General features: G+C 63.2%; 12 protein-coding genes. 9 read left to right on the forward strand and 3 right to left on the reverse strand.

What is annotated here, in order from left to right; translation table 11 throughout:
• Together VMR03_RS13220 and VMR03_RS13225 are read left to right on the forward strand one after the other, a co-directional pair.
• On the forward strand, window positions 1–795 hold a 795-nt coding region (locus VMR03_RS13220; protein WP_325405963.1), incomplete at its 5' end, for an acyl-CoA dehydrogenase family protein.
• A gap of 17 nt (window positions 796–812) precedes the next feature.
• Entirely contained in the window at window positions 813–1,283 is a 471-nt protein-coding gene (locus VMR03_RS13225; protein WP_325405965.1) for a GNAT family N-acetyltransferase, read from the forward strand.
• A gap of 51 nt (window positions 1,284–1,334) precedes the next feature.
• On the opposite strand, the gene VMR03_RS13230 is transcribed toward VMR03_RS13225, so the two are convergent.
• Complete coding sequence (locus tag VMR03_RS13230) at window positions 1,335–2,237, reverse strand: SDR family oxidoreductase (RefSeq protein WP_325405967.1); 903 nt, start codon at window positions 2,235–2,237, stop codon at window positions 1,335–1,337.
• A 305-nt stretch (window positions 2,238–2,542) separates the two neighbouring features.
• On the opposite strand from VMR03_RS13230, the gene VMR03_RS13235 reads away from it, so the two are divergent.
• The 3 genes from VMR03_RS13235 to VMR03_RS13245 all read left to right on the forward strand — a co-directional run bounded on the left by VMR03_RS13235 (window position 2,543) and on the right by VMR03_RS13245 (window position 6,910).
• Entirely contained in the window at window positions 2,543–3,802 is a 1,260-nt protein-coding gene (locus tag VMR03_RS13235; protein ID WP_325405969.1) for a NupC/NupG family nucleoside CNT transporter, read from the forward strand.
• 220 nt (window positions 3,803–4,022) lie between these two features.
• Window positions 4,023–5,447, forward strand: a complete 1,425-nt coding sequence (locus VMR03_RS13240) for an MFS transporter (protein WP_325405971.1) — start codon at window positions 4,023–4,025, stop codon at window positions 5,445–5,447.
• 50 nt (window positions 5,448–5,497) lie between these two features.
• The gene (locus tag VMR03_RS13245) at window positions 5,498–6,910 is read left to right on the forward strand and encodes an MFS transporter (protein WP_325405973.1); all 1,413 of its coding nucleotides are present in this window, start codon (window positions 5,498–5,500) and stop codon (window positions 6,908–6,910) included.
• 6 nt (window positions 6,911–6,916) lie between these two features.
• On the opposite strand, the gene VMR03_RS13250 is transcribed toward VMR03_RS13245, so the two are convergent.
• Together VMR03_RS13250 and VMR03_RS13255 are read right to left on the reverse strand one after the other, a co-directional pair.
• Window positions 6,917–7,945 carry an LLM class flavin-dependent oxidoreductase gene (locus VMR03_RS13250; protein WP_325405975.1) on the reverse strand — a complete coding sequence of 343 codons (1,029 nt, stop codon included), beginning with the start codon at window positions 7,943–7,945 and terminating at the stop codon, window positions 6,917–6,919.
• A gap of 46 nt (window positions 7,946–7,991) precedes the next feature.
• The gene (locus tag VMR03_RS13255) at window positions 7,992–8,435 is read right to left on the reverse strand and encodes a PaaI family thioesterase (RefSeq protein ID WP_325405977.1); all 444 of its coding nucleotides are present in this window, start codon (window positions 8,433–8,435) and stop codon (window positions 7,992–7,994) included.
• Between the two features lie 143 nt (window positions 8,436–8,578).
• Between VMR03_RS13255 and VMR03_RS13260 the strand changes: the two genes are divergently transcribed.
• The 4 genes from VMR03_RS13260 to VMR03_RS13275 all read left to right on the forward strand — a co-directional run bounded on the left by VMR03_RS13260 (window position 8,579) and on the right by VMR03_RS13275 (window position 11,625).
• Window positions 8,579–9,151 (forward strand): PAS domain-containing protein, encoded by a 573-nt coding sequence (locus VMR03_RS13260; RefSeq protein WP_325405979.1) that lies wholly within the window; start codon window positions 8,579–8,581, stop codon window positions 9,149–9,151.
• A gap of 76 nt (window positions 9,152–9,227) precedes the next feature.
• Window positions 9,228–9,791 carry a PAS domain-containing protein gene (locus VMR03_RS13265; RefSeq protein ID WP_325405981.1) on the forward strand — a complete coding sequence of 188 codons (564 nt, stop codon included), beginning with the start codon at window positions 9,228–9,230 and terminating at the stop codon, window positions 9,789–9,791.
• Between the two features lie 71 nt (window positions 9,792–9,862).
• A complete protein-coding gene (locus VMR03_RS13270; RefSeq protein ID WP_325405983.1) occupies window positions 9,863–11,014 on the forward strand; it encodes an acyl-CoA dehydrogenase family protein in 1,152 nt (383 codons plus the stop codon).
• Between the two features lie 5 nt (window positions 11,015–11,019).
• Window positions 11,020–11,625: a uracil-DNA glycosylase family protein gene (locus VMR03_RS13275; RefSeq protein ID WP_325405985.1), complete on the forward strand. Its 606-nt coding sequence runs from the start codon at window positions 11,020–11,022 to the stop codon at window positions 11,623–11,625.
• Window positions 11,626–11,701: the final 76 nt, after the last annotated feature.

The following is an 11,701-nucleotide window of genomic DNA, read 5'->3' on the forward strand; positions in this document are numbered from 1 at the left end:
CTCGCCTCGCTTCAGACCAAGGCCGAGAACAAGGGCGATCATTATCTCGTCAACGGCTCGAAGATCTGGACCTCGGTTGCGCAGTGGGCGGACTGGATTTTCTGCCTCGTGCGGACCTCGAAAGAGGGCAAGCCGCAGGAAGGCATCTCGTTCCTGCTGATCGATATGAAGACGCCGGGCGTGAAGGTCGAACCGCTGGTGCTGCTCGACGGAACGCCGGGTCCGCATCAGGAAGTGAACCAGGTCTTCTTCACCGACGTGAAGGTTCCGATCGAGAACCGCATCGGCGAGGAGAACAAGGGCTGGACCTATGCGAAGTACCTGCTCGAATTCGAGCGCGGCAATCCCTATTCGGCGGGCCTCTATCGCGCGCTGAACAAGGTTCGGAAGATGGCCAAGGAAACGAAGGTCGACGGGCGCCTCGTCGCCGACGAGCCGTCGTTCCAGGCGCGTGTCGCCGATCTCGACGCGCAGATCACGGCGATGGAATTCACGGAGCTGCGCATCTTCTCGGCGCTTTCGACGGGCGGCAATGTCGGTCCGGAGAGTTCGCTGTTGAAGTGCCGCGGCACCGAGCTCCAGCAGGAAGTGTCGCAGCTTGCTGTCGAAGTGCTCGGCAGCTATGCCATTCCCTTCGTCGAGGACGGCATGATCGATACGAACGAGCCGGATATCGGCCCGAAGAACGCATTTACGACGGCGCCCTATTATTTCTCGCTGCGCAAGGCGTCGATCTATGCGGGCTCGAACGAGGTTCAGCGCAACATCATGGCAAAGGCCGTGCTCGGACTTTGAGCGACGTCTTTCCAGACATGACGATCAGACAGGCGAGCGCCGGAGACATTCCGGCGCTCGCTCGCGTTTGGCACGATGGTTGGCATCAGAGCCATGCGGCGCTCGACCCGGACATCGCGGACGGAAGACCCTTCCGGTTTTTCACCGAACGCATTGCGTCGCCGCCGGTCGATACGATCGTCGCCTGCGTCGCCGGTGAGGTCGTCGGCTTCGCGCATTGGGAAGGCGACGGGATCGCACAGGTGTTCGTGCTGCCCGCATGGCACGGGCATGGCGTCGCGCCGTTATTGCTCGCGGCGGGGGAAGCGGCGTTGAGAGAGAAGGGCTATCGATGCATATGGCTTCAGTGCCGGACGGGCAATGACCGCGCACGAGCCTTCTATGAAAAGCACGGCTGGGCGGTGACGGCCGAAGTGGAAAGCACGCTCGGCCACATGACGGGACGTTCGCCGGTGGTGGTGTGGCGGATGGAAAAGTCGCTGGATTGAAACAAAAAAGGGAGCCCGAAGGCTCCCCAATTCGTCGGCAACCGGAGCTGCTTACTTGCCGCCAGTGGCGAGCTTGAAGAACTTGCCGGTCTGCTCGCCGCCCATGAAGAAGGGCGTCGCGTTCGAGAAGTCGGTGATCTTGCCGATGTTCTCGGCGACCATTTCGGCGGTGACGCCGGCGCCGAGGAACACGCCTTCCGATTCTTCAATACGGGCCGAGGCGAAAACGCCGGCGCCCGCGCAGATGCAGACGCCCGTCGGCGCATCTTCCGAAACGAGGTAGATGACGGCGGGGGTCACGGCTTCCGGCGCGAGCATCTTTTCGGCTTCCGGCGGCATCAGGTCCGACGTCATGCGCGTATAGGCGACGGGCGCGAGGATGTTGGCGCGGATATTGTCCTTCTGGCCTTCGATCTTCAGCGTGTTGACGAAGCCGTAGACGCCGAGCTTGGCCGCGCCGTAATTCGTCTGGCCGAAATTGCCGTAGAGGCCGGTCGACGAGGTGGTGACCATGATGCGGCCGTAGCCCTGATCCTTCATGATCTGCCAGACGGCCTTGGTCGGCTTCACGGTGCCCATGAGATGGACATCGACGACGAGCTGGAAGTCGCCGATTTCCATCTTCGAGAACGACTTGTCGCGCAGGATGCCGGCATTGTTGACCAGGATGTCGATGCGGCCGAAGGCGTCCATGGTCTGCTTGACCATGTTGGCGACGCCGGCATCGTCCGTCACGCTGGAGCCGTTGGCGATCGCTTCGCCGCCCAGCGCCTTGATCTCCTCGACGACGGCCTTGGCCGCTTCCGAGTGGGCGCCGGTGCCGTCGCGCGAACCGCCGAGATCGTTCACGACGACCTTGGCGCCGCGGCGGGCGAGTTCGAGCGCATGGCTGCGGCCGAGGCCGCCGCCGGCGCCGGTCACAATGGCGACTTTGCCGTCAAAACGAATGCTCATGGGTCTGATCTCCGGTTAGGTTTGCCGGCGCCGTTCCGGCACCGATTGGAAGTTTGCCAGTGCCGTTCCGGCACCGATTGGAGGTTTGTCGGCGCCGTGTAGGCGGCCATTGGCGCCCCTGGGGCAGGGCCTGTTTCGGGGGTGAGTTTGTGCATGATGGCCGCCGGGGGGTCAAGGAGGCCGTTGTTGCGTGAACGAAGGGCCTTGGCCACACTCGCGGCCGAACTTATCCCCGCCCTTCCGGGACCCCTTATATAGGGTCCTGTCGCCCCAATTCCGGGGCTGGCGCGATTTACGGAGCGTCGATGTCCCTTCTGTCCCTGCAAAGCGCCTTCGGGCTCGCGATTATCGTGGCCATCGCCTGGGCCATCAGCGAGCGGCGGCGGGCTTTCTCTGTCGGCCAGGTGGCGGTCGGCATCGCGCTCCAGATCGCAATTGCGCTTCTGCTTCTCAAAATTCCGGCGACGCGGGCCGGGTTGCTCGCGCTCAATGGCGCGGTCGATGCGCTGACCGAGGCGACGCGGGCGGGAACCGGTTTCGTCTTCGGCTATGTGGGCGGAGGGCCGACGCCCTTCGACGTCAAGGCGCCGGCCAATCTCTTCGTGCTGGGGTTCCAGGCCTTGCCGCTGGTGCTCGTCATGTCGGCTCTGTCGGCGCTGCTGTGGCACTGGCGGGTGCTCGGTTGGGTGACGCGGGGCTTCTCATTTCTGTTGCAAAGGAGCATGGGGCTCGGGGGCGCGGTGGGGCTTGCCTCGGCATCGTCGATGTTCGTCGGCATGGTCGAGGCGCCGTTGCTGATCCGGCCCTATCTGGAGCGGCTGACGCGGGCGGAACTCTTCATCATGATGACGGTGGGGCTTGCGACCGTGTCGGGCACGGTGCTGGTGCTTTATGCGAGCGTGCTCGAGCCGGTGGTGCATGGCGCGCTCGGGCAAATTCTCGTCGCCTCGCTGATTTCGCTGCCGGCGGGCATCACGGTGGCGCGGTTGATGGTGCCGGAGGAGGCGGGCTTCGTCGGAACCGGCGTCGCGGGCGATCGGCCGCTGGTCGATTACGAGAGCAGTATGGACGCGGTGACGCGCGGCACGGTCGATGGGCTACATCTGCTGCTCAACATCCTCGCGATGCTCATCGTGATGGTCGCGCTCGTCGCGCTGGTGAATATCATTCTGGCCGCGTTTCCGGATGTCTGGGGCGGTCCGCTGACCTTGCAGCGGATGCTCGGTTGGGCCTTCTCGCCGCTCGTCTGGCTGATGGGTGTGCCGGCGTCGGAAATGGAGACGGCCGGGCAGCTCATGGGGACTAAGACGATCCTCAACGAGTTCATCGCCTATATCGATCTTGCGCATCTGCCGCCCGGCACGCTCTCCCCCCGCTCGGCGCTCATCATGGTCTATGCGATGTGCGGCTTCGCCAATCTCGGCAGCGTCGGCATTCTGATCGGCGGACTGACGGCGCTCGCGCCGTCGCGGCGATCGGACATCGTGACGCTCGGCACGCGCGCCATCGTTTCGGGTACGCTGGCAACCTCGATGACGGGCGCCGTGATCGGCCTCATCACATAAAATGATGGCGGCGCCCATGGGGTACGGTCTGGGCGCCGCCAAGGACTTCTTTCTCAGCACCCGATAAGTTCTGGAGAAAGACGTCGCGTCAGCCTTTCGGCGTCTGCAGGGTGACCATAGGAAGGCGCACCTGAACGCAAGCTGAAGGCGCGATTTACATTGCAGACAGTTCTGACTGGATAGTAATCTCCGCTTACTAACCGTTGGGAGGCGGGAAGGGATGGATTCTGCGGCGAATGTCAGGCTGAACAAGGGAGAACTTTTCGCGTTCAGTTTTCTCGTCGTGCCCATGGCGGTGATCGGATTGCCGCTGGCGATCTACATCCCGCCTTTTTATTCGGGCACGCTCGGCCTCGATCTTGCCGCCGTCGGCATCGTGATGATGCTGGCGCGACTGGCGGATGTGGTCATCGATCCCTTCATCGGCCGTTGGAGCGACCGGACACGGACACGCTGGGGCCGGCGCCGGCCCTGGGTGATCGCGGGCGTCGTCGTCATGATGATCTCGTCGATCATGCTCTTCATGCCGCAGATCTCGATCTCGAACCTCTATCTCTTCGCATGGATATCGGCGATCTATATCGGCTACACTCTGATCGAAATTCCCTATGGCGCGTGGGGAGCGGAAATCTCGGGCGACTATCACGAGCGCAACCGCATAACAGGCAGCCGCCAGATGTTCTCGCTGATCGGATTGCTCGTCGCAATCACGGTGCCGATCGTCGCCTCGCAAAGCGGCGACCACGGCACGGCCGCCAGCCGCACCTCCATGGCGGCGCTCGGCATCATCACCGCCGTCATGCTGCCCATCTGCGCAACGGTGCTTTTTCGCTTCGTCCCCGAGCCGTCCTTCCACCACACGGAGCCCATCGCCTTTCGGCAGGGCCTGCGCATCGCACTGCGCAACGGGCCGTTTCGCCTCATCCTCTTTACGGTCATGCTTGGAGCGATCGCGGGATCGGTGAATGCGGGCGTCGCGATTCTCTTTCTCGAAAAGGTGGCCGGCCTGGCCAGCAGCCAGAGTTCCTTGCTCATATTCGTGCTGTTTCTCGCCGCCGTCGTCGGTTCCCCGGTCTGGGTGCGTGTGGGCGGGCGGATCGGCAAGCATCGCGGCGTCGTGCTCGCCGGCATCGTCAGTCTTTGCGCCTTCGCGCTCGTACCGGCGGTGATTTACTGGTTGAAGCCCATTGCGCCTGAATGGGTCTTTCCGGCACTTCTCGCGATCATCGTCGTGCAGGGGCTTACGAGCAGCGCGTCCCCCATTCTCGGCGCGTCGATGCTCGCCGACGTCGTAGACCTCGACACGCTGAAGAGCGGCGAACAGCGCACGGCCTTTCTCTTTGCCTTCCTTGCGATGGTGCGGAAGATATTCGAGGCGGCCGGCGTCGGGATCGCCCTGCCGATCCTCTCATGGTCGGGCTTCAATGCTAGTGGATCTGTGAATACGCCTTTCGCGCTCTTCATGCTGACGGCGATGTATTGCCTGGTGCCGCTTGCGCTCTGGGTCGGCTGCGTTTTTATCGTTGCGCAATATCCGATCACGCATGAGCGGCAGCAACGTCTGCGCGGCGCGCTGGAGCGGCGGCTTGCCCGCCGCGCCGCGTCGAGGCTGGCTGTCGAACCGCGGGTTATGCCCGCGGACTGAGCGGCTGCCGAGGCAGCGTCCCATCAAACGAACAGGATCGTCGGTACACGATGAGCGTAAAGCGTCTTTCGAACTGGAAGCTGATCGCCTACGGCCAATTGGTCATGCCGCTGGCCGTCATCGGCCTTCCGGTCGCGATCTACATTCCGCCCTTCTATTCGGGTACGCTCGGGCTCAATCTCGCGGCGATCGGTTTCATTCTGATGATCGCGCGGCTGAGCGACGTCGTCACCGATCCGCTGGTGGGGGCGCTGAGCGATCGCACACATACGAGGTGGGGACGCCGCCGCCCGTGGGTTCTCGTCGGCATTCCGCTGATGATGCTGTCGGGCTACATGCTCTTCGTGCCGCCGGGCGAAGTGTCGAACCTCTATCTTCTGATCTGGATTTCCGCGATCTACTTCGCTTTCACGTTGATCGTCATCCCCTACAGCGCCTGGGGCGCGGAAATATCGGGCGATTATCAAGAGCGGAATCGCATTGCCGGAAGCCGCGAGATTTTCCTGCTCATCGGATTGTTGATGTCGATCACGGCGCCGATCGTCGGGGCATATCTTTTCGATCACGACGGAAACTCGGCGGGACGCGGTGCGATGGCGGTGCTCGGCTGGTTGCCCGTCGCGCTGCTGCCGGTTTGCGGCCTCGTCATGTTTCTCTCTGTGCCCGAGCCGCAACCCAAGCAGATTCAGAATATTCCTTTCCGCAAGGGCTTGCGCATCGTGATGCGCAACGGGCCTTTCCGCATACTTCTGACAACGTCGGTTCTGGGAGCGCTGGCGGGTTCGATCAATGCAGGCGTCGCGGTCCTCTTCTTCGAACATGTCGCAAATTTCGGGACGATGAGTTCGGTCCTGATCTTCCTGCTTTTCGCTGCCGGCGTCGTCGGTTCGCCTTTCTGGGTGACGCTCGGCAACCGCATCGGCAAGCACAAGGGGATCGCCGTCGCGGGGATCGCCAGTCTTTCCGCCTTCGCTCTCGTGCCGGTCGTCATCTATGCGGTGAAGCCCGATCATCCAGACCTCGTGCTGCCGCTGATGCTGGCGATCACGCTCGTTCAGGGGCTCTCCATGGGCGCGGCGCCGATCCTCGGACCGTCGATCCTCGCCGATGTGGTCGATCTCGACACGCTGAAGAGCGGCGAGCAACGCACGGCCTTCATCTTCGCGTTTCTCGGCATGGTGCGTAAGGGCGCCGAGGCGGCGGGCGTCGGCATTGCGCTGCCGATCCTCGGCTGGATCGGCTTCAATCCGCAGATCAAGACCAACACGCCCGAGGCGTTGTTCACCTTGACGGCTATGTATTGTCTGGTGCCGCTGGTCCTCTGGGTGATCTCGGTGTCGATCATCTGGCGCTTTCCGATCACCAAGGAGCGGCAGAAGCGTCTCAGGACCGCACTCGAAAAGCGGGTCGCGCGGCGCGCGGCGGCACAGGTCGCGGAGACGGAGATTCGTCTTTTTGAATAAGGGACCTCAGACGGCGAAGGCTTCCGCGAGAAGCTCGTAGGAGCGGATGCGGTCTTTCTGGTCATAGGTGATCGTCAGGATCACGAAATCGTCGACGCCATATTCCTCGCCCATGGCAAGCAGGCGGCCGCGCACCTGTTCGGGGGAGCCGACGATGCCGCGCCGTTCGACGGCGCGCAGCATGACCTTCTCCTCCTCGGTATACCGGTAGGCGAGCGCTTCCTCGATCGAGGGGAAGGGGCCGGCGCGGTTCTGCAAAAGCTGCGTCACCCAGAGATTGCGCGGGGCGGCGATGCGGCGGGCTTCTTCCTCCGTTTCCGCGACCGTCACCGAAACGCCGATGGAGCCATGCGGCGAAGAGAGATGGCGCGAGGGCTTGAAGTTTGCCCGGTAGAGATCGAGCGGTGCGGTGCCTGCGTCCTGATTGATGAAATGCGCGAAGCAGTAGCGCATGCCGAATGTCGCGGCATGAATGGCGCCATCCCCGCCGGAGCCGAGCATCCAGAGTTCAGGCATGCCGGGGCCGCGTGGCGTCGCGTGAATGCCGCGCCAGGGATGCGCGTCGGGAAAGCCGCCCGCTTCGCCCTCGAGGCCGTTTGAGTCCTCGAGAAACTGGATCAGCAACTCGACCTGCTGCGGGAAGACCTCGACGCCATAGGCCTGGGGTCCGGGCTGGAGCGCGCGCATGGTGCGCTGGTCGGAGCCCGGGGCGCGCCCGACGCCGAGATCGATGCGGCCGGGATAGAGCGTTTCGAGAATGCGGAAGAGTTCGGCCACCTTCAGCGAGCTGTAATGAGGCAGCATGACCCCTGCCGAGCCGACATGAATGCGGCTCGTCGCGCCGGCGACGGCGGCGATCATGATCTCGGGCGCGGAACCGGCGAAGGAGGTCGTGTTGTGATGCTCGGCGAGCCAGTAGCGCGCATAGCCGAGCCGCTCGGCATGGCGCGCGAGGTCGATCGTGTTCGCCAACGCCTCGGCCGCGCAGCCACCCCGGCGGATCGGAGACTGGTCGAGGATGCTCAGGGTCACCATACGGCAGGACTCCCGCGGCGTTGCGACGTTTTCGGCGAGGCCCGGACTAGTGAGATTCGGGCTTGCGCCTCACACGCTTCACGATGCCGCTGAAATTGAGAAGGATGCGCTCGCTTCCATCCGATGTGGTGAAGACCTGGCCGCGAAGGAAGACCATGCTGCCGGTTTTTTGCACCACGTCGCCGCGCGCCTCCACGATGTCGCCGGCGTGTCCGGCGGCGACGAACTCGGCGTTGAAGGATATGGTGACGGCGTGGCCGTCGATCGCATCCCGGCCGATGGCGAAAAGCGAGAAATCGGCGAAGGTCATCAAAAGCCCGCCGTGAAGGAAGCCGCCGCCGTTGCAATGCGTCGGCGTCGCCTCGAAGGCGCAGCGTACCTCACCGGTTTCCGTTCTTTTGAAGAAGAAGGGGCCGGCATGGTCCTCAAAAGGATCAGTGCCATCCCAGCTCTGATAGCCGGCGAGACGTGCGCCAGGTGACTTTGACATCGGTTCGACCTGTTCTGGATTGCATTTACCCGTCTCTTATCAGGAACCGGGTTCAATCAGGAAGAAGGGATTTACGCCGCGTTAGTCCATGGGCGGTAAGGTCTTGTTATTCATGCGGGGAGGGCGGACCGCGGGAGCAGTGGGTGACCAACGTTTACGACCCGAATCTGAATGTCGCCGCCGGCCAGGGCGAGGCGCGGATGAAGCGTATCAAGGATCTCCGCGATCCGACGGTGCTCTTCATGCTCGATTATTGGCGGGCCAAGCGCGGTGCGCGGCGCATGCCGCATCCCGACGCGGTCGATCCTGTCGATTTCGCGCGCTACTTGCCGAATCTTCAGCTCATCCAGGTCGATCACGATCCCTTCGATCTCAGCTACAGGCTGCTTGGCGGCGTCGTCTCCGACGTACATGGCGGAAATTACAAGGCCCGCAAGGTGAGGGATCTCGACGATCTGAGCCCGAAATTCGGCTCTATGATGTTCGAGCTCTTCAGATTTGTGGCGCTGGAGCGACGGCCCTATGCGGCGGGCGGCATGCTCGACGCCATGGGCAAGGGCGCGACGGAATTCGAAGGCGTTTATATGCCGCTTTCCTTCGACGACGAACGAACCGACCGCATCCTTTGCTGCTCGTCCTACCGGGTCCTGCTGGAGAGCGAGCGGATTGCACGGGAGGGCGAATGTGGCGCACCCCTCAAGGACATTTTGAAATGACCCGTTCATCGTCGGTTAGGCGATCTGGCGCATGCTGTGGCTCGCGCGCAGGAGGGTGGCAGCAAGGGCCCGCAACATGTCGATAGGCGAATATCAGGAATTGGTTGCGAAAGCCGAGGTGAGCGGCACGGGGCTTCGCAAGCTGAGAGACCTCGGCGATCCGGCGGTACTCGAGGTGCTGAACTACTGGTACAGCCGACGCGGCGACCGCCGGATGCCGCGTCCTCAGGATATCGACCCTGTCGATTTTGCCCGCCACATGCCGAAGCTGATGATGATCCAGGTGGATCACGATCCTTTTACATTGACCTATCGCCTGATCGGCGAGGAGGTGGCACACGTGCATGGCAAGAACCATCGCGGGTGCGCCATTCTGGACGTGAACGAGACGCGACCCAATCTCGGTTCGCTGCTCCACGAGCTTTTCAAGGCGGTCGCGCTGCTGCGGCGGCCGGTCGGGGTCGGGGGCAACATGGAATTCCTCGGGCGCGGATACATGAATTTCGAGGCCGCCTATATGCCGCTTTCCTTCGACGGCGAACGGACGGACCGCATATTCACGGTGACGGCCTATCACCCGATTTCGGTCGAGGAGAGGTTTGACGTCGGGGTATCCGACGCTCTGGTGGCGGTTCTTTGAAGCTTTGACCCTGGGAAGGCCGTGGCCTAAATTCCGCCCGTCCTGATTTTATCCAGTCAGCCGGAGCGACCATGGCCCTCGACGCCGAAACACGCGAACAACTGATTTCCTCCGTCCGTCGCTTTGTCGACGAGCGGCTGCGTCCGATCGAGGACAAGGTCTCGGAGGAGGATGCCGTTCCCGCCGAGATCATCGAGGAAATGAAGGAGCTCGGCCTTTTCGGTATTTCAGTGCCGGTCGAATATGGCGGGCTCGGCCTCAACATGGAGGAGGAATGCCTTCTCATGTTCGAGATGGGCCGCACGTCGCCTGCCTTCCGCTCGGTCTTCGGCACCAATGTCGGCATCGGCAGCCAGGGCATCGTCATGCATGGCCGCGAGGACCAGAAGGCCTATTGGCTCCCGAAGATCGCCAGCGGCGAGGTCATCATCAGCTTCGCGTTGACGGAACCCGAAGCGGGGTCGGACGCCGCTTCGCTGAAAACGACAGCGATCCGAGACGGCGACCACTACGTCGTCAACGGGACCAAGCGTTTCATCACCAATGCGAACAGGGCGCATGCCTTCACGCTGATGGCGCGCACCGATCCGAAGACGCCCGGCGCCAAGGGCGTTTCGGCCTTCGTCGTGCCACGCGACATTCCCGGCATCATCATCGGCAAGCCCGAGAAGAAGATGGGCCAACAGGGCGCCCATATCTGCGACGTCGTTTTCGACAATGCGCGCATTCCGGCGGATTGCCTGCTCGGCGACACGGAAGGCAGGGGCTTCGTCACCGCGATGCAGGTGCTCGAGCGCGGACGGTTGCATATCTCGGCCGTCTGCATCGGCGTTGCCGACCGGCTGGTCGAAGACTCGACGAAATACGCCGCCGAGCGCAAGCAGTTCGGTGCGCCGATCGGCAGCCTGCAACTGGTGCAGGCGATGCTGGCGGATTCGAAGATGGAAGCCTATGCGGGCCGCTGCATGGTGCTCGACGCCGCCAGGCGCCGCGACGCGGGCGAGGATGTCGCGACCGAAAGTTCCTGCTGCAAGCTGTTCTGCTCGGAGGCCGTGGGGCGCATCGCGGATCGCGCCGTGCAGGTGCATGGCGGCGCGGGCTATGTCGCCGATTACGGCATCGAGCGCTTCTATCGCGATGTGCGCATCTTCCGTATTTACGAGGGCACGAGCCAGGTGCAGCAGGTCATCATCGCGCGCAACATGCTGAAGGATGTTCAGTAGGACGCATGGGTCGCAGCGCGCTCGACAAGCTCGCAACGGAAATTCGCACCTGCCGGCTCTGCATCGACGAACCGATGGGCAGGCCGCTGCCGCATGAGCCGCGGCCCGTGCTTCGGGTGTCGCGGACGGCGCGGGTCTGCATCGTCGGCCAGGCGCCGGGGACGCGGGTTCATGCGTCGGGCACGCCCTTCACCGATCCGAGCGGCGATCGGTTGCGCGACTGGATGGGCATGACCCCGGACGAATTCTACGATGTCTCACGCATCGCCATCGTCCCCATGGGGTTCTGTTTTCCCGGTCTCGACGCCAAGGGCGGCGACCTGCCGCCGCGGCGGGAATGCGCCGGCCATTGGCGCGCCCGGCTTTTCGAGCTGATGCCGCAGATAGAATTGACGCTGCTGGTCGGGCAATATGCGCAAGCCTGGCATCTCGGCCGGGCGCGCAAGTCCAGCCTGACGGAGACGGTGGCCGCGTGGCGCAGCTATCTTCCTTCCGCCTTACCCCTGCCACATCCCTCCTGGCGTAATAATGCCTGGATCAGGAAGCATCCATGGTTCGAAACGGACGTTCTTCCGGTGCTGCGTCGCGACGTGCGCCGGCTCATTGGATAGATACCATGCGTGGAGTCTTTCGTCTGGCGCTCGGATCGGCCCTCGTCGCGGGGCTGACTTTCGGCTGCGCGCCGCG

The sequence above is a fragment of the Parvibaculum sp. genome (assembly GCF_035511255.1).
Taxonomy (GTDB): domain Bacteria; phylum Pseudomonadota; class Alphaproteobacteria; order Parvibaculales; family Parvibaculaceae; genus Parvibaculum.